The organism is Pseudomonadota bacterium, from assembly GCA_039028155.1.
Taxonomy (GTDB): Bacteria; Pseudomonadota; Alphaproteobacteria; order SP197; family SP197; genus JANQGO01.
In genome coordinates this window covers 24,342-42,000 of record JBCCIS010000011.1, presented here as the reverse complement: position 1 = coordinate 42,000, position 17,659 = coordinate 24,342, and the positions used below count along the sequence as shown (strand labels likewise).

The following is a 17,659-nucleotide window of genomic DNA, read 5'->3' as shown; positions in this document are numbered from 1 at the left end:
CGGCGTTGAGCGGTTCTGCCGTTCCGCTCAACGCCGATTTACGCGCTCGACCCCCTTAAGGGAGGACTTGGTTAGGCGGCGATCCTGTTGTTGATCGCCCAAATGGCGGCCTGTGTGCGGTTCTGCACGGCCGTCTTCTTCAAAATGTGCTTGATGTGAACCTTGACGGTCGCCTCAGCCACGTTGAGCTGATTGGCGATGACCTTATTGGCTTCGCCGGCGGCCAGATGACGCAGGATCTCGGTCTCGCGGTCGGAGAGGTCGACGCCATCCACCGAACGGCCGAGCTGGTCGCCCATGCCCCGCGCGCCAGCCTGCTCGATGACCATGGGGATCAGACCGGAGGAGAACACGCGCTCGCCGGTCAGGACCAGCTTCAGCGAGGCGAGCAGCGCCTGGGGCGACACGTCCTTCAAAAGATAGCCGTCAACGCCGGCGCCAAAGTAGTCGCCGAGCACCTTGCGATCGAGGTCGTCGACCAGGACGACCAGCTTCATCTCCGGCTTGTCCTTGCGCAACTGTTCCATTTTGGCATGTGTCTCGTTGTCCCGATTTGGGGCATTCACGATCAACATGCTGGGTTCCTCGGGGCCATAGTCGCCGTCGACGAACTCGGTCAGGGAGGCAATCTGGCCGATAACCTCGAAGCTGGAATTGTCAAACAGGCGGATCATGCCTTCCCGCGAAAGGCGGTTAGGATCAACGATTACAACGGTTGCGTTCGTTTCGGTGGAGCTCATGTCAACTACCCCTGGTCCTGAAGCCTGAAACCCTCACCCGTCGACCCGCCGTTACCCGGCTGGTACGGGCTGCACATTCGGAATAGCTAGAAGCAGGTATCGTGCCAGTCTGACGACGTACCCCGTTGGATACGGCAATTCGCAGGAGTCCCCCTGGGGATAAGCCCAGAATGCCTGCTAAATGATACCGATGGTCACGCGCCCGTGTCGGCACACCCGTTGAGATAGTCTGCGAGGGCTGATAGATGCATCGCCATAAGTGTACCGAAGGAGGACTTTATGCCCGGTCCCTTGGACGGATTTCGTGTCATCGATGTCACCGCGATGGTCTCAGGCCCCTACGCCACCATGATGCTGGCCGACCAGGGGGCGGACGTGATCAAGGTAGAGAACCCCAACGGCGGCGATCACACGCGGGAGTCCTCCAATCTAAGAAACGGCTTCTCGGCCTCGTTCCTCAACAACAACCGGAACAAGCGGTCGGTTGCCTTAAACCTTAAAGACCCGCGCGGCATCGACGCGCTGATGCGTCTGGTCGCCAGCGCCGATGTCTTTGTCCAGAACTTCAGGCCGGGTGTCGTCGACCGCATGGGGATCGGCGAGGCGGCGCTGCGCGCCGTGCGTCCCGATCTGGTCTATGTCTCGATCAGCGGCTTCGGGCCGGACGGTCCCTATGCGCATAAGCCGGTCTACGATCCCCTGGTCCAGGCGCTTTCCGGGTTGGCGACGGTGCAGGCCGGGTCCGATGAGGAGCGCCCGCGCCTGGTGCGCACCATCCTGCCCGACAAGCTGACCGGCGTGACAGCGTCCCAGGCGATCACGGCGGCCCTGCTCGCACGCGAACGCAGCGGCCATGGTCAGCATGTCGAGGTCTCGATGCTGGCCAGTGTCGTGTCGTTCCTGTGGGGCTCGGACATGGGCAGCCAGACCTTCGTCGGCGGCGAGTTTCCGCAACAGGAAGCGGCGAGCTTCATCGACCTGATCTACGAAACGAAGGACGGCTATATCAGCGCCGCCGTTCAGGCCAACAAAGAGTGGCTGGCATTGACGCGTGCGCTTGACCGTCCGGAGTGGCTCGATGACCCGCGCTTCCTGACGCCGGCGTTGCGCCAGGACAACATCAACGACCGCCTGGCCCTGACCCAGGAGGTCCTGATCGACAACACATCAGCCCACTGGCTCGAACGATTGGAGGCCGAGGGCGTTCCCTGCGCGCCGGTCCTGACCCGCACCGAGGTGGTCGACCATCCTCAGATCGTCGCCCAGAGCATCGTCGACGAGATCGAGCATCCGATGGCCGGACGCCTGCGACAGTCGCGTCCCCCTGCCCGTTTTTCCGGGACGCCGACGGAACACCGCCACGGCGGTCCCGATCTGGGTCAGCACGGCGAGGAAATCCTGGCCGAGGTCGGCTTCAGCGACGACGACATCGCGGCGCTGCGCCGCGACGGCGTGCTCGGTCAGCCGACCGACCCGGTGGCCGCATGATCGACTTCTACTACTGGCCGACACCCAACGGCTGGAAGGTCTCGATCATGCTGGAGGAGTGCGGCTTGCCTTACCGCATGATCCCCATCGACATCGGCAAGGGTGATCAGTTCGCGCCGGAGTTCCTGGCGATCAGTCCGAACAACCGCATGCCGGCCATTGTCGATCACGACGACGACGAGTCCCCCCTGCCGATCTTCGAGTCTGGTCCCATTCTGATGCATCTGGCGGAGAAGACCGGGCGTTTTGTGCCGCCGGATCGGCGCGGCCAAAAGGAGCTGCGCGAATGGCTGTTCTGGCAGGTCGGCAATCTTGGGCCGATGGCCGGCCAGCATAGCCACTTCTTCAACTACGCGCCTGACGATCAGCACTATGGCCAGAAACGCTATGCCGACGAGTACCACCGCTGCATCGGCGTCTTGGAGCGCCGGCTGGAGGACCGCGAGTTCATCCTGGGCGACTATTCGATCGCGGACATGGCGAGTTTCCCCTGGATTCTGATCGCCAAGGCAATGGGCCAACCGCTTGACGAGTTTCCCAACGTTACCCGCTGGCGTCAGGCCGTGAAGGAGCGCCCGGCTGTCCGCCGCGGTGTCGATCTGGGTAAGGATCAGCGCCGCAACGCGCCGCCGAGCGACGAGGAGCGCCAGATCCTGTTCAATCAGCGCGCCCAGCCAACGGCGGCAAACGACGGGAACGGACGTTGAGCGATACCGATAAAATCGCGCTTTTGGCGCGCATCGCCGACGCGCTCGATCGCTTGGCGCCACAGCCGCCGGCCGCGATCGATCTCGATCAGGCCGATGCTTTCGTCTGGGACGCCGAGAACGCCGACCTGAAGCCGGTCGCCAAAGTCAACGCCGTGCCGTTGGATCTGCTTAAGGGCATCGACCTGGTGCGCGACATCCTGCACGGCAACACCAGCCGGTTCGCCAACGGTCTCAGCGCCAACAACGCTCTGTTGTGGGGTGCGCGCGGCATGGGCAAGTCCAGCCTGATCAAGGCCGTGCACGCGGCAGTCAATGCCGACAAGCCAGGTTCCCTCGCGCTCATCGAAATCCACCGCGAAGACATCGCCGGTCTGCCGCGCCTTCTCGATCTGCTACGCGCGACCGGTCGGCGCGCCATCCTGTTCTGTGACGACCTGTCATTCGAAACCGACGATACGACCTTCAAATCACTGAAGGCGGTGCTGGAGGGTGGCATCGAGGGTCGGCCTGAAAACGTGATCTTCTACGCCACGTCGAACCGGCGCCATCTGATGCCGCGCGACATGATGGAGAACGAACGCTCAACAGCGATCAATCCGGCCGAGGTGATCGAGGAAAAGGTTTCGCTATCGGACCGTTTCGGCCTGTGGCTGGGCTTCCATGGCTGCGATCAGGACACCTATCTCGCCATGGTGAAGGGCTATGTCGATCACTTCGGCCTTTCCATTGGCGACGAGGAGTTGAAAGCCCAGGCTCTCGAATGGTCGACAACACGCGGCGCCCGTTCCGGCCGCGTCGCCTGGCAATTCGTCCAGGACCTTTCGGGACGGCTGGGCGCTGCGACCTAGAGCGGCTCCAGGTAGAGCATCGGGTCGACGGCTTCCGACCCTTTCCTTATCTCAAAATGGGTCTGCGGCCCGCCGACGCCGCCGGTGGTGCCGACGCTGGCGATGACCTGGCCACGGATCACCCGCTGGCCGCGCGCAACGCGGACGTCGGCATTGTGGGCATAGGCGGTGACCCAACCGTCTCCGTGGCGCAACAGGACCAGATTGCCGTAGCCGTCCAGTTCGTCGCCCACATAGGCGACCACGCCGTCTTCGGCGGCGAAAACCGGGCTTCCCGCCGGCGCGCTGATGTTGATGCCGTCGTTGTGCAAGCCGTTGTCCTTCGGTCCGAATGACGACAGGACAGGCCCCCTGACCGGCCAGGAGAACTTGCCACCTGTTCGCGCGGGGATATCGGCAACATTGACCGGCGCCGCAGTCACGGCCGGCGAAGTCACGGCCGGCGCAGTGGGTTTCACCTGCGGCAGCGGCACGCCGGCCACGGTATAAGGCGCCGGAGACGGTGGCGGTTCCGGTGTCGGCGCCTCGACCACGACCGTGGTTTCCGCCGGCTCGATACTGGGTGTGGTCGGCGTCGCCGGCGTGGCGGGCGTCGTCGGTGCCGGCACCGATCCGTCACCGGCGGGCAATACCAGCCGCTGGCCCACAAAAAGCTGGTAGGGCTGGTTCAGCCCGTTCGCGCGTACAAGCTCGCTGGTCGTGATGCCGTAGAGACGCGAGATGCCGTAAATGGATTCGCCACCGCGCACCACGTGGGTCCGTTGTGCCGGCAAGCGCACGGTTTGGCCGATCAGCAGGTGATAGGGCGGCACCAGGTTATTGGCCTGGATGATATCGCGCACCGCGATGCCGTAACGGCGCGACAGCGCATAGACCGTGTCGCCGGCCTGGACCTTGACGTCCTGGCCTTCCGGCGCGGCCGGCGGCGCCAGCACGAGTTCCTCATCGACGAAGACAGTCTGCGGCTCCGGCTCGGCGATCACCTCGACCGGCGGCGCCGGTTCGGGCTCGGCGATCACGACAACCGTGCTGGGTTCGCTGCCGGGTTTGTAAGCGGGCACTGGCGGTGACGGGACCACGGTGATCGTGGTGCCCGGTTTCTGCTGTGGCAGGGGCACCGCCGGTTCGGCGGCCGCGCCGGGCGTGGCGGGCACGGACGTGTCGAATGCGGACGTGGTGTAGGGCACCGGCGGCGGACCCTGATTACAGGCCGCCAGCGCCACCGAGGCCAGCAGAAGGAGCAATCCCCGCCAGATCATCTTCCCTGAGCTCCCGTCACTCGCGCGGTCGTTCATCCCCACGCCCTTCAACCAACGGCACGAAACGTACATCCATAAAGGCTTCCGTGGCGATGGTGTCGCCTGTGCGTCGAACCGCCAGAAGACGCTGATCCCATGTATCCTGCCCAATTGGTACAATCATAAGGCCATCGTCCTTGAGCTGATCGACCAGGTCCTGCGGCAAGGCGGTGGCCGCCGCGGTGACAATGATCCGGTCGAAGGGCGCCTGTTCGGGCCAGCCCTTCGCGCCATCGCCCCAGCGGGTCGTGATGTTGTCGAGGCCGAGCTGCTTGAACTTCTCCTCCGCCAGACGCAGCAGATCGCGGTGGCGCTCGATCGTGTAAACCCGGCGGCACAGGTGCGACAGGATCGCGGCCTGATAGCCCGATCCGGTGCCGACCTCCAGAACCCGCATGCGATCGCCGACGTCCAGGCGCTGGGTCATCATGGCGACGACAATCGGCTGGCTGATCGTCTGTCCCAGGCCGATGGGCAGGGCGGTGTTCTCGTAGGCCTGATCCTGCATGCCGTCGGCGACGAACAGATCGCGGGGCGTGCGTTCGATGGCGCTCAGGACACGGGCGTCGGTGATGCCTTGGCTGCGCAGCTCCATCAGAAGCCGGATCTTGCGCGTCTCCGCGATCATGCAAAGCGTGCCGTCAGGCTCTCCATGGTTTGGTTGTCGGTCATGTCGAGGCTGATCGGGGTCACCGCGACCCGCCCTTCGGCCAGCGCGCGCAGGTCCGTGCCCGCCTTCGTCGCTTCCAAATCCAGTCCCCAGCCCGCCATCCAAAAGTAATCATAACCGAAGGGATCGGAACGTTTGACCGGGCGTTGCTTGGAGAAGTCGTGCTGGCCCTGACGGCAGATCGAGACACCCGCGACAGCGCCCGGCTCGACAGCGGGAAAATTCACGTTGATCAAGACACCTTCCGGCCAGCCGGTATCGAGCAGCCGGCGAATGACGTCGGGGCCGTGAGAGCGCGCGGTATCCCAGTGCACCAACCGATTGCGGTAGTCCTGGCTGAAGGCCATGGCGGGCACGCCCAGGAGGGTTGCTTCCATGGCCGCCGCGACGGTCCCCGAATAGGTCACGTCGTCGGCGACGTTGGATCCCCGGTTGACGCCAGACAGCACCAGATCCGCCGGCTGGTCGAGCACGTGCCTGAGACCCATCATCACGCAGTCGCCGGGCGTACCGTCGACGGCGAAGCGCCGCTCACTCAACTGGCGCAGGCGCACGGGCGTGCGCAGCGATACCGCGTGGCCCTTGCCGCTTTGCTCGGTCTCCGGCGCGACCACCCAGACGTCATCACTCAACTCGCCCGCAATGGTTTCCAAGCACGCCAAGCCCGGCGCGTTGATGCCGTCGTCGTTGCTGATCAGGATACGCATGCGGGCTAGGCGACCTTCTCGATCCGGTCGCGGCCAGCCATGTAAGGCTGCAGGACCTCCGGCACCGTTACGGAGCCATCTTCCTCCTGGTAGTTCTCCAGGATCGCGATCAAGGCGCGGCCGACAGCGACGCCCGACCCATTGAGGGTGTGGACGAAACGGGTTCGTTTCTCACCTTCCGGGCGGAACCGCGCCATCATGCGTCGGGCCTGGAAATCTCCGCAGTTAGAGCAGCTCGAAATCTCGCGATAGGCCTGCTGACCCGGCAGCCAGACTTCCAGGTCATAGGTCTTGCGCGCCGAAAACCCGATATCGCCGGTCGCCAGCACAACAACGCGATAGGGCAGCCCCAGCCGCTGCAGGATGACTTCCGCGCAGCTTGTCATACGCTCGTGTTCGGCTTCGGACTGGTCGGGCGCGGTAATGCTGACCAATTCGACCTTCCAGAACTGATGCTGGCGGATCATGCCGCGCGTGTCCTTGCCGGCCGCGCCCGCTTCCGAGCGGAAACACGGCGTGAGGGCGGTATAGCGGAACGGCAAGGCCCCCTCGTCGACGATCTTTTCGCGCACCAAGTTGGTCAGCGTCATTTCCGATGTCGGGATCAGGTAGCGCCCGTCGGTCGTCTTGAACAGGTCGTCCTCGAACTTCGGCAGGTTGCCGGTGCCATAAGCGACCTCGGGACGCACCAACAGCGGCGTGGAGGCTTCGCGATAGCCGAACTCCTGCGTGTGCACATCGAGCATGAAGAGCGCGAGCGCCTTTTCAAGACGCGCCAACTGGTCCGTCAGGACGACGAAGCGGGAACCGGAGAGTTCGGCCGCCGTCTCGAAGTCCATCTGGCCGAGCGCCTCACCGATCTCGTCATGCTGCTTGGGTTCAAACGCAAAGTTGCGTGGGTCGCCCCAGCGGCGGATCTCGACGTTGTCGCTCTCGTCGGCGCCGATCGGCGTGTCGGCGTCTGGAATATTGGGAATGCCGGCAAGCAGAGTGTCGAGCGCGTCAGCCGCCGTACGCTCATCGTCTTCCGCCGCCTTCATGGCGTCCTTCAGCGTACCGACCTCGGCGATCGCTTCGCTGGCATCGGCGCCGGACGACTTTGCCTGGCCAATCTGCTTCGACAACTCGTTGCGCCGTTGCTGGATTTCCTGCAGCGACGTCTTGGCCGCGCGCACCTGGCGGTCAAGGTCGAGAATCCGCGCGGCGTGAGGGTCAAGGCCCCGCGCCGCGCAGCCTTTGTCAAAGGCCTCCGGGTTATCCCGGATCCAGGCAATGTCGTGCATCTTTCCGATCCGTGTTTGAAACGGCGCCCTATATAGGGCTCCTACACGTCGGGGTCCACAAACTGTGCGGCCTTATCAGAGCCGTCAGCGTGTCGGATTGAAGTCGGTTTCCTCGATGAAATCGTCATCGACGTCGGCCGCATCATCGTCGCCGCCATCGGGGTCGTCGCCCTCACCCATCGCTTCACCACGCCGGCGTTCGACGATGCCCGCGACCCAGATCGAGATCTCGTAGAGCAGGATCAAGGGGAGCGCCAAACCAAGCTGGCTGAACGGATCCGGCGGCGTGATGACGGCGGCCAGAACGAACACGCCAACAATGGCGTACTTGCGCTTCTCGCGTAGGCCCTTGCTGGATGTCGCGCCGACGCGGGCCAGGAAATAGATGATCAACGGCAACTGGAAACTGACGCCGAAAGCGAAAATCAGCTTCAGCAGCAGATTGAAGTACTCGCTTATTCGGAACTCGGCGTCGATCTGCAACTGATCGGGACCGGCGTCCTGCTGGAAACTCAGCAGGAACTCCAACGCGACCGGGAAGAAGGCGTAGTACACCATCGCCGCGCCCATCAGGAACAGCAGCGGGAAGAAGAACATGAACGGCAGAACGACCTTCTTCTCTTTGAGATAAAGACCGGGCGCCACAAATCCCCAAAGCTGCAACACGATCATCGGCAACGATATACAGAGCGAGGCGAAGAACCCGACCTTGACCAAGGTCAGAAACGCCTCGGCCGGGCCGGTGAAGATGATGCGGAATGACTGTTCCTGGATCTCCTCGCAGTTGGCGAGGTCCTGGGGCGTCGCATTCCTTTCGGCTTCGTCCAGGATGCCGAAGTTGAAATGCTCGACCAGCAGACTGTCGACCCACTCGACGACGCCAGGCTCTTGGCACGAACTCTTAACGACGACATCGTAGAGCGGCATGGCGAGGAAGTTGTAGATGTCCTGGGCGAAATAGAAACACGGCAGGAACGCGATCACGATAACGATCGCGCTTCTGACCAGCCGTTGCCGGAGCTCGACCAGATGCTCCAGAAGCGGTTGCTTGGTGTTGTCGATATCGCGGATCACCGCGCGCCGCCCGCCTGAGCCTTTCGCGGCTCCTCGCCGCCTTGGTCGGCGCCGTTCGCGGGCTTCGCCTCGCTCGCCGTTCCCGTGACGCTTGGTGTTTTAACGGTCGTCTCCGGCTCAGGCGCCGGGTCACTTGGGGTCTCAGACTTCGGCTCCGGCGTCGTCGGATCAACGTCGTCAGCCGCCGAAGCCGCAGCGCCATTCGCCTTGTTGGGCGATTGGCGCAGCGCCTTGTCGGTCTCGCTCAGTTCTTTCTTGATCGCGCCCTTGGGGTCGATGGTGTTCTGAATGGTCTTACGCACATTCAGCTTGTCGACCCCCTTCTTGACGTCTTCCAGTTCGGCTTCCTTGACATACTGGTCGAGGCTGCGTTGGAACTCGCGCGCCATCGAACGGGCCTTGCCCGTCCAATAGCCCACGGTTCGAAGAACCTTGGGCAGGTCCTTCGGTCCGACGACGACCAGCAGCAAAATGCCGACCACCGCCATTTCGAACCATCCGATGTCCAACATGGCAGGTGCGCCTCAAAAAAAGCGTCTTAGGCGACGTTCTTATCTTTGGCCGTATCGTCCGAAGCGGCGTTGTTCGTGGTGGCCGAGCCTTCGATGGTCGGCGGCTCTTCGCTGACGGTCTTGGCGGCGTCCGCCTTGTCCTTGTCTTCGTCCTTCATGCCGGTCTTGAATTCCTTGATGCCCTTGGCGAGGTCGCCGGCAAGTTTCGGAATTCGGTCACGGCCGAACAGAAGCAGGACGATGACCAGCACGATGAGCCAGTGCCAGATGCTAAAGGTACCCATTAGTGCCTCTTTTTCACTCCCGATTCAGGCGCCCACGGGCCAGAGCCCGAACGGCGTTTGATCCGATATATAGATCTTGATCCGGGGCTGCCAGAGCAAATCTGCGCTATCGCTTGCCCGGTTGATCGCATTCTAGCCCCCAATCAGGCGGATTTGTGGTCGCCATCAGCCCGCGTTCTGGGTCTCCTGGACGGCACAGGGGAAGACAAAAACCGCATCGTCATTGATGCGAATCCTCACGTCATCCCCGGGCGCGGGCGGCTTGTCGCCAGCGATCCGGGCACGCACCTCCTGACCCTCGTCGAGTTTCAGGATGACCAGGCTGCTGTGACCCAACAGATGGTTGGAAACCACCCTGGCCTCGCATCCTCCCGCACCGGCCTCGCGGCAAAGATGCAACCCCTCCGGGCGTATCAACACATCAACTCGCTCGCCATTGCTCATGCCCGCGGCTGCCACAGGGCCAACGGCAGAGCTGGCGATGCCGTCGGTGACGATGCCATGTAGCCAGTTGACGTCGCCTAAGAACTTGGCGACGAACGCCGAATTCGGCTGGCGATAGACATCATGTGGCGGGCCTAGCTGGACCAGGTGGCCATCGTGCAAGAGGGCGATGCGATCGCCCATGTACATGGCTTCTTCGGCGTCGTGCGTCACGACAAGCGCCGTCGCGCCCGCGCGCCGCAGAATGGCAAGGGTTTCTTCGCGCACTTCCTCGCGTAGGCGCACGTCCAACCCCGAGAACGGTTCGTCCAGCAAGATCACACCAGGTTGCGGCGCCAGCGCTCGCGCCAGCGCGACCCGCTGCTGTTCTCCGCCCGACAACATATGCGGGTACTTGTCGGCGTACCCGTCTAAACCGACGAGGTCCAGATACTCTCCGACCAGACGCTGGCGGGTCGCGCTGTCGCGCCCGCGCAGGCCAAATGCGACGTTGTCGGCGACGGTCATATGTGGAAACAACGCGAAATCCTGGAAGACCAGCCCAACGCAGCGTTTTTCCGGCGGTACATGGATGCCGGGGCCCGCCACGATACGATCGCCGATCTGAACCTCGCCTTCCTGCAAGGTCTCCAGGCCAGCCGCGATGCGCAGCGCTGTTGTCTTACCGCAGCCTGACGGACCGATCAGGCAACAAACCTCGCCGTCGTCGATGTCAAAGGTCAACTCCGTCAGGGCCGCAACGTCACCATAACGATGGCTGACATGGCGAAAAGCAAGACCGGTCATCGGCGCCTGGATGCGGTTGTTGGTTAAGGCAATGTGATGTGAACTATTCTCAATTGCAACAACGGCGGAGGATGACGGTTCCGGCCATGCCGTCTACGGTTGGCGCCCGCCAAAACCACCATTGCTACCAGGACACGCCATGCCGCTGCCGCAACAAATAGAAGCTATCACCTTCGACTGTTTCGGCACGCTGATCGATTGGAACCGAGGGATCGGCGAGATCCTGGAACATTGGGCCGCCGATCAAGACGTGGCCGCCAGCGCCGACAAGCTGACGACGGAGTTTGCCGTCGCCCAGCGCCGCCACCAGGCCGCAAAACCCTTCAAGTCATACCGCACCGTCCTGCACGATGCCTTTCTCGATTTGGCCGCCGACCACGGTGTCGACCGCACTCGCGAAAGTGCCGCCGCCTTCGCGGCGAGCGTGCCGGACTGGCCAGCCTTTGACGATACGGTGGCTGGCCTCCACACCTTGAAACAAGGCGCGGCCCTCGGTGTCATGTCGAACGTCGACAACCAGAGTTTCGCGAGGGTTCATGCCGAACGCCTCGACGGTCAAATCGACATCATCGTCACGGCTGATGACGTGGAGACTTACAAACCCGACCTCGCGCTCTTCCGCAAGATGGCTGGCGAACTTGAAGCGCGAGGTATCGACCAGCGCAATTGGCTGCACGTCGCGCAAAGCCAGTTCCACGACATCGCGCCCTGTCACAAACTGGGCCTTGCCTGTGTCTGGCTTGACCGTGTCGGCGATAGGCCCGAACGCGGCATGACGATGGCAACCGACGAACTGGAGCCGGACCTCAAGGTCTACACACTGGATGAGGTCGTCGCGGCGGTGACGGCGCGCGACTAGGGACTAGTCTTCGTCGCCGCCGTTCTCGTCGTCGTCGTCATCGTCGTCGCCGGCCAAGGCGTCCTCGTGGTCCTTGAGACGTCCCACCGGCGGAAGGTCCGGTCGGGGATCAAGCAACCCCGACGCCTTCATCTCCTCGCGGCCCGGCAGGTCGTCGAGGGATTCCAGACCGAAGTGCTGCAGGAACTCGTCGCTGGTACGCCACTGAAGGGGGCGTCCGGGTGTGCGCTTGCGCCCACCGGGGCGAATCCAGCCAATCTCCAGCAACAGGTCGATGGTGCCCTTGGAAAGGCCGACGCCGCGGATTTCCTCGATCTCGGCGCGGGTGATCGGTTGGTGCAACGCGATGATCGAGAGCGTTTCGAGCGCGGCGCGTGACAATCGTCGGGTGCGCTTGATCTTGATCTTCAGGCGCGGACCGATGTCTTCGGCGGTGCGGAAACTCCACTTGCCGCCGATCTTGGTCGGCGCGACGCCACGGCCGCTGTAGTGAGATGAGAGTTCGCCCAACAAGGCCGGCACGTCGGCTTTCGACGGCAATCGCTCGGCGATCTGCTCCTCCGAAACCGGCTCCGGCGAGGCGAACAACAGCGCCTCGACAATGCGAAGATTGAGATCCGGTTCGTTCATGACGCCCCCTCGCCTTCCGGCGAGCGCACCTCGATCGTCGAGAACGTGCCGCTTTGCCTGAGCTGAATACGACCCTGGCGCGCGAGCTCCAGGCTGGCCGCAAAGGTCGACGACACGGCGGAACGATAGACGAGGCTGTCTTTAATCTCGGCCGGCAGCAGGGCGAACATGTCCTGCCAATCCGGCAGGTGTCCGACCAGCTTGGTCAGCCGCAACAGCGCATCCTCCATGGAGTGAAGCGTGACCGGCGCAGGCCGATAGTCGCGCCCGCCTTTTCTCTGTTCGTGGGTCGTATAGGCGCGCAGCAACTCGTAGAGATTGGCATCCCACGTCCACTCGATCTCGACCGGCAATCCTTCGGCGTTGCCGCAGCGGAAGACTTCGCTGCCCAGTTGCGGGCGCTGCAGCAAAAGCCGCGCGCTGTCACGGATCGCTTCCAGGCGGCGCAGATGAAACTGCAGCGCCTCGGCCATCAACTCAGGGCTGGGCTCTTCCTCTTCTTCCTCCGGCAGCAAGAGCCGGGATTTGAGGTAGGCGAGCCACGCCGCCATCACCAGATAGTCGGCCGCCAGATCGAGCCGGATGCCTTGGGCCTTGGCGATGAAGGCGAGGTATTGGTCGGCCAGTTGCAGGATCGAGATCTGGGTAAGGTCGACCTTCTGCTGGCGGGCGAGCGACAGCAGAACGTCGAGCGGGCCCTCGAACCCGCCGAGATCGACAATGAAGGCGCCTGACGCCCCCGGCACCTCCCGCTGGCCGGGCCAGGGGTCTTCAAAAGCCTCCTGAACCACCGCCTGCTCGGTTTCCTGCTCTACTGTCGTCAACCGCTTAACCCCGCCGCACGAATAAGGATATCGCTCACAAAGTCGACCGGCGGCAAGAGAATCCATCGAAGAATATTCAGATCGATCCCCAACTGCCCCCCGATCAAAGGCGGTAGTGCCAGGAGCGCGATCAGAATGAAGAGGCCGTAACGCTCGAGTTTCAGGTATTCGCGCGCCTGCGCGGTCGGCAGCAGACCGGCCACCACGCGGCTCCCATCGAGCGGCGGCAGCGGCAACATGTTAAAAACGGCCAGTATGATATTGAGAAGAAAGGCATTTTGCAGATTTCTTATCACCCACTCTTGGCCGCCGCCGGCCGGCAGGAGCGGCACCAGGTGAAACAGCAACGCTGCCGCGAACGCCATGGCGATATTGATCCCGGGGCCAGCCATGGCGACCCATATCATGTCGCGCTTGGGCTGCCGCAGGCGGGCGAAGTTGACCGGCACCGGTTTGGCGTAACCGAACAGAAACGGCGCGCCGGCCAGCAGGAGCATACCTGGCAGCAGGATCGTACCGAACGGGTCGATATGGCTGATCGGGTTAAACGTGACACGCCCCATCCGCTGAGCCGTGTCGTCGCCGAGTTTCAAAGCGACCCAGCCATGGGCGGCCTCGTGCAGCGTGATCGCCGTGATGGCTGGGATAAGCCAGACAGAGATCGTGTAGAGGATACCCGTGATGTCGCCCATCAGTGAATCGCCTCGCCCATCAGCGAACCCAGCCGGTCAATCGCTTGGGCGCGATCGAAACCCGAAGCCGGCGCAGGTCTCGATGAGCCGGCGATGGAGAGCCGGCGCTTCGCTTCGCCGCTCAGATCCGGCACGGCGTCGCTGACCGCGCGGCGCACGTCTAGCGGCGCGTTGCAATGCATGGCGATATCGCAGCCGGCCTCCAGGCACTGCATGGCGCGTTCAGCATGGCTGCCGGAGAGCGCTTCCATGTCCAGGGCATCGGTGACAAGTACGCCGTCGAAACCGATCGCGCCGCGAATGACCTCGCTTATGACGATCGGCGACAGGGTCGCCGGCCGGGCCGGATCGATGGCGCTGTAAACCGCGTGCGCCGTCATGCCCCAGGCCTGACCGCGCAGCGCCTTGAACGGAACGAGGTCGGCGGCTTGGAGTTCCTCCAGCGAAGCATCGATGACCGGTAGCTTGACGTGCGGGTCGGCCTGCACCCGGCCGTAACCCGGCATGTGTTTGATGATCGGTTGCACGCCACCGGCAGCCAGCCCTTCAGCAGCGGCGCGACCCAGCACCGTGACGCGTTCGGGGTCGGCGTCGAAAGCGCGGTCGCCGATGACGTTGTCGGCACCGGCGAGCCTGAGATCAAGGCAAGGTGCGCAGTCGACATCGATGCCGCAGCGGGCCATGTCGTCGGCCATGATGCGGTTGGCCAAAAACACCGCTTCGGCCGCGTCGTCATCCGCCAGAGCGCCAAGTCTGCCGGCGGCGACACCGTCCCAAAAGTGCGGCTGGCGCAGGCGCGCGACGCGGCCACCTTCTTGATCGACCATGACCGGCGCGTCATCGCGCCCGACGACGGCGCGGAAGTCGCCGGTCAGCTTTGCGACCTGCTCGGGCGTGTCGATGTTGCGCGCAAACAGGATGATGCCGAGTGGATCGTCGTCCTCGAGCCAGCGCGCTTCGGCATCGCTGAGGGTCAGCCCCTCGAGATCCGTGATCAGCGCTTTCGGCATAAAGACGTCAAGGCGCCACGATGATGCATTCGACCTGACGGACCTTCAGGCTGTCACACACGCTGCGCGCCTCGGTATCCGACGCGAACGGACCAACCTGCAAGCGATAGAACGTCCCGTTGCTGAGCACCGCCTCGTCAATCACCGGCTGATAGGCGCCAAGGATATCGCGGAAGCGCGCCTGCAGACTGGTCCACGCCTCCATGGCCTTGGCCTCCGAACCAAAGGAGGCGATCTGTATCTTCGTGCCGCCAACAGCGCTAGCTGACGGCGCGGACGCCTGGGCGCCATCGCCGCCCAGACTGGCTGCCACATCATCGAACGAGAGCTCGCCACCCGTGTCCGTCGAGCTCGGCTCGGTGGTCTCTTGTGTCGTTACGGAACCCGTGGCGACGCCGGGCTTGGCGGGTGCGGCCGGTGGCAGGGGCGGAACCGGCAACGAGCTCGCGATGTCGACAGTCTGCGCTTCCGTATCGGTGCCGACCAGCTCGCCTTGCGTATCCTCAATGACGATGTCGCCGCCGGCCGTCGTATCCTCGATGTCGATCACCGGTATCTCCGGCTCGATCGTCTCAGCCTCGGCGACCTCGGACGGCGCCATCGGTTCTTCCGGATCGGGCAGAAGGACCTCGAAGTTCTCGCCACCGGCTTCGTCTTCGTCCATCGCCTCCAGGACCTCGATGTCCTGATAGGGCACCTCTAGTCCGCCGGGGTCTTCGGGACGCTCCCTATAGGGCGTCGGGTCGGCGGTCATGAGCGGTACATCGACGGGCTCGCGCGCCGTCTCCGTCACGCCCAGGAACATCGCCGCGCCAAGAGCGCCTGCGCCGATTGCCGCGATGATTGCCACGGCCGCCAGCACCTTGAACGGAATGCGCCGGCGTTCGCCATCGTCGTCCTCGTAGACCTCATCGATGGGCTCTTCTTCATAGACGTCCTCTGCCTCCGGCTCGACATCGAGCAGGTTGACGTCCTTGGTCAGACGGGGTTCGGGCCGGCCCTGTGATCCGAAGAGTTTCGGTTCCTCGCGCATTCAGCGCATCTCCTCCACCGGTTCAACGCCAAATATGCCCAACCCGGCGGCGATCACCTGACGCACGCCGCTAATCAGCGCGAGACGTGCGTGGGTCACCTCTTTGTTGTCGTCGATCATGAAGCGCAGCGACGGGTCATCGCGGCCAAGGTTCCAGAGACTGTGGAACGCCGAGGCCAGCTCATGAAGGTATGTCGCGATGCGGTGTGGCTCATGCGCTTCAGCGGCACCTTCGACAATGCGCGGCCACAGCGACATCTGCTTGATCAGCGCCAGTTCATCCGGATGGGTCAACGGCGACAGATCAACGTTCGCAATATCATCGGTCGAGAAGCCGGCTTCGCGCGCCAAGCGCATGACTGAGCAGACGCGCGCGTGCGCGTACTGCACATAGAAGACGGGATTATCCTTCGACTGCTCCTTGACTTTGATCAGGTCGAAGTCGAGCGGGACGTCGGTGCGCCGCGTCAGCATGATGAAGCGCAGGACGTCCTTGCCGACGGCGTCGACGACGTCGCGCACGGTGACGAACCGGCCCGCCCGTTTCGACATGCGCAGTGGCTCGCCGTCTTCGAACAAGTTGACGAGTTGAGTCAGCAGGATATCGAAATCGGCCTTACCGTCCGACAACGCGGCGACGGAAGCCTTCAAGCGCTTCACATAGCCGGCGTGATCAACACCAAAGATATCGATCATCACGTCGTAACCGCGGCTGACCTTGTCGTTGTGATAGGCGATGTCCGGCGCGAAATAGGTCCATGTCCCGTCGGACTTCTTCAGCGGCCGGTCGAGATCGTCACCAAACTCGGTCGACTTGAAGAGAGTCTGCGGGACGGGTTCCCAGTCTTCCGGCTTCATGCCCTTGGGCGGCTCTAGAACGCCGGTGTAGACAAGCTGCTTTGCCTCCAGCGCCTCCAAGCACCGCTCGATACCGCCGGAATCGACCATTGCCCGTTCGGAGGTGAAGATTTCCTGGGTGATGCCGACCCGGGCCAAATCCTCGCGGATCAGATCCATCATGGCGTCGATGACGGCTTGGCGCACGGGAACGAGCGCGTCGGGCAACGCACCGTTGCGCGAAGCCTCTCCAACGGCGCCCTTCAGGGACGTTCCATGCTCCTCCGCCAGAGTCTTACCGACCGCCACGAGGTAATCGCCGGGATAGAGGCCTTCATAGGCGCTCTCGTCCATGGTCTCGCCGAGCGCCTCGAGGTAACGCAGATAAGCTGACCAGGTCAGCGTGTCGACCTGGGCGCCCGCATCGTTGACGTAGTACTCGCGTGTGACATTGAAACCGACGGCGTCGAACAGCGAAGCCAGGACGTCGCCGTAGATCGCGCCGCGGGCGTGGCCGACATGGAGCGGCCCGGTCGGATTGGCCGAGACATACTCGACGTTCGCGGTGCGCCCCTGCCCGACATCGCCGAGCAGCGCCATCGGCCCCAGGGACAGCAGTTCGCGCAGCCGGTCATGCCAGAACGTGTCGGCCAGGCGAATGTTGACGAAGCCCGGGCCGGCGACATCGGTCGCCGCCACATCGGTGCCCTCAAGCCCGTCGGCGATGCGCTGGGCAAGGTCGCGCGGTTTCTCGCCGACCTGCTTGGCCAGCACCAGGGCGGCGTTCGTCGCGACATCGCCATGGGCGGGATCGCGCGGCGGTTCGGCCATGATACGGCTGACATCGACCTCGGCCGACCACGCGCCGGCCGCGTGCATGGCTTTCACCAGCTCCTGAACTCTTTCCTGGAAATGACTGTAAACATTCAT

Annotated in this window: 19 protein-coding genes; 4 read left to right on the top strand and 15 right to left on the bottom strand. The window is 63.4% G+C overall.

Annotated elements, in window-relative coordinates; all coding sequences use genetic code 11:
- Positions 1–71: 71 nt before the first annotated feature.
- Entirely contained in the window at positions 72–674 is a 603-nt protein-coding gene (locus AAF563_08140) for a response regulator transcription factor (protein MEM7121227.1), read from the bottom strand.
- A gap of 345 nt (positions 675–1,019) precedes the next feature.
- On the opposite strand from AAF563_08140, the gene AAF563_08135 reads away from it, so the two are divergent.
- The 3 genes from AAF563_08135 to AAF563_08125 are packed head-to-tail and all read left to right on the top strand — an operon-like array spanning position 1,020 to position 3,786.
- A complete protein-coding gene (locus AAF563_08135) occupies positions 1,020–2,228 on the top strand; it encodes a CaiB/BaiF CoA-transferase family protein (GenBank protein MEM7121226.1) in 1,209 nt (402 codons plus the stop codon).
- Positions 2,225–2,935 (top strand): glutathione S-transferase N-terminal domain-containing protein, encoded by a 711-nt coding sequence (locus tag AAF563_08130; protein ID MEM7121225.1) that lies wholly within the window; start codon positions 2,225–2,227, stop codon positions 2,933–2,935. The genes AAF563_08135 and AAF563_08130 overlap by 4 nt, the downstream gene beginning before the upstream one ends.
- Positions 2,932–3,786: an ATP-binding protein gene (locus tag AAF563_08125; protein ID MEM7121224.1), complete on the top strand. Its 855-nt coding sequence runs from the start codon at positions 2,932–2,934 to the stop codon at positions 3,784–3,786. Before AAF563_08130 ends, AAF563_08125 begins: the two co-directional genes overlap by 4 nt.
- Here AAF563_08125 and AAF563_08120 read toward each other — a convergent pair.
- The 8 genes from AAF563_08120 to AAF563_08085 all read right to left on the bottom strand — a co-directional run bounded on the left by AAF563_08120 (position 3,783) and on the right by AAF563_08085 (position 10,844).
- Complete coding sequence (locus AAF563_08120; GenBank protein ID MEM7121223.1) at positions 3,783–5,045, bottom strand: peptidoglycan DD-metalloendopeptidase family protein; 1,263 nt, start codon at positions 5,043–5,045, stop codon at positions 3,783–3,785. The two genes, AAF563_08125 and AAF563_08120, sit on opposite strands and share 4 nt — an antisense overlap.
- 16 nt (positions 5,046–5,061) lie before the next feature.
- On the bottom strand, positions 5,062–5,712 hold the full coding sequence (locus tag AAF563_08115) for a protein-L-isoaspartate(D-aspartate) O-methyltransferase (protein MEM7121222.1): 651 nt from the start codon (positions 5,710–5,712) through the stop codon (positions 5,062–5,064).
- Complete coding sequence (gene surE, locus AAF563_08110; GenBank protein MEM7121221.1) at positions 5,709–6,461, bottom strand: 5'/3'-nucleotidase SurE; 753 nt, start codon at positions 6,459–6,461, stop codon at positions 5,709–5,711. The genes AAF563_08115 and surE overlap by 4 nt, the downstream gene beginning before the upstream one ends.
- Before the next feature lie 5 nt (positions 6,462–6,466).
- Positions 6,467–7,744: a serine--tRNA ligase gene (serS, locus tag AAF563_08105; GenBank protein MEM7121220.1), complete on the bottom strand. Its 1,278-nt coding sequence runs from the start codon at positions 7,742–7,744 to the stop codon at positions 6,467–6,469.
- Between the two features lie 84 nt (positions 7,745–7,828).
- Positions 7,829–8,818 (bottom strand): twin-arginine translocase subunit TatC, encoded by a 990-nt coding sequence (gene tatC, locus AAF563_08100; protein MEM7121219.1) that lies wholly within the window; start codon positions 8,816–8,818, stop codon positions 7,829–7,831.
- Positions 8,815–9,330, bottom strand: a complete 516-nt coding sequence (gene tatB, locus AAF563_08095) for a Sec-independent protein translocase protein TatB (GenBank protein MEM7121218.1) — start codon at positions 9,328–9,330, stop codon at positions 8,815–8,817. Before tatB ends, tatC begins: the two co-directional genes overlap by 4 nt.
- 26 nt (positions 9,331–9,356) lie before the next feature.
- Positions 9,357–9,614: a twin-arginine translocase TatA/TatE family subunit gene (locus tag AAF563_08090; protein MEM7121217.1), complete on the bottom strand. Its 258-nt coding sequence runs from the start codon at positions 9,612–9,614 to the stop codon at positions 9,357–9,359.
- Positions 9,615–9,779: 165 nt separating this feature from the next.
- Positions 9,780–10,844, bottom strand: coding sequence for an ABC transporter ATP-binding protein (locus AAF563_08085; GenBank protein ID MEM7121216.1), 1,065 nt, complete (start codon positions 10,842–10,844; stop codon positions 9,780–9,782).
- A 139-nt stretch (positions 10,845–10,983) separates the two neighbouring features.
- Here AAF563_08085 and AAF563_08080 point away from each other — a divergent pair, with 139 nt between their 5' ends.
- A complete protein-coding gene (locus tag AAF563_08080; protein MEM7121215.1) occupies positions 10,984–11,703 on the top strand; it encodes an HAD-IA family hydrolase in 720 nt (239 codons plus the stop codon).
- 3 nt (positions 11,704–11,706) lie between these two features.
- Here the strand turns inward: AAF563_08080 and scpB are convergent, their stop codons facing one another.
- The 6 genes from scpB to argS are packed head-to-tail and all read right to left on the bottom strand — an operon-like array spanning position 11,707 to position 17,659.
- Entirely contained in the window at positions 11,707–12,333 is a 627-nt protein-coding gene (gene scpB / locus AAF563_08075; protein ID MEM7121214.1) for an SMC-Scp complex subunit ScpB, read from the bottom strand.
- Complete coding sequence (locus AAF563_08070; protein ID MEM7121213.1) at positions 12,330–13,157, bottom strand: ScpA family protein; 828 nt, start codon at positions 13,155–13,157, stop codon at positions 12,330–12,332. The genes scpB and AAF563_08070 overlap by 4 nt, the downstream gene beginning before the upstream one ends.
- A complete protein-coding gene (locus AAF563_08065) occupies positions 13,154–13,840 on the bottom strand; it encodes a site-2 protease family protein (GenBank protein ID MEM7121212.1) in 687 nt (228 codons plus the stop codon). Before AAF563_08065 ends, AAF563_08070 begins: the two co-directional genes overlap by 4 nt.
- 8 nt (positions 13,841–13,848) lie before the next feature.
- Entirely contained in the window at positions 13,849–14,859 is a 1,011-nt protein-coding gene (gene nagZ, locus AAF563_08060) for a beta-N-acetylhexosaminidase (protein MEM7121211.1), read from the bottom strand.
- 7 nt (positions 14,860–14,866) lie between these two features.
- Positions 14,867–15,892: an SPOR domain-containing protein gene (locus AAF563_08055; GenBank protein ID MEM7121210.1), complete on the bottom strand. Its 1,026-nt coding sequence runs from the start codon at positions 15,890–15,892 to the stop codon at positions 14,867–14,869.
- Complete coding sequence (argS, locus tag AAF563_08050) at positions 15,893–17,659, bottom strand: arginine--tRNA ligase (protein MEM7121209.1); 1,767 nt, start codon at positions 17,657–17,659, stop codon at positions 15,893–15,895.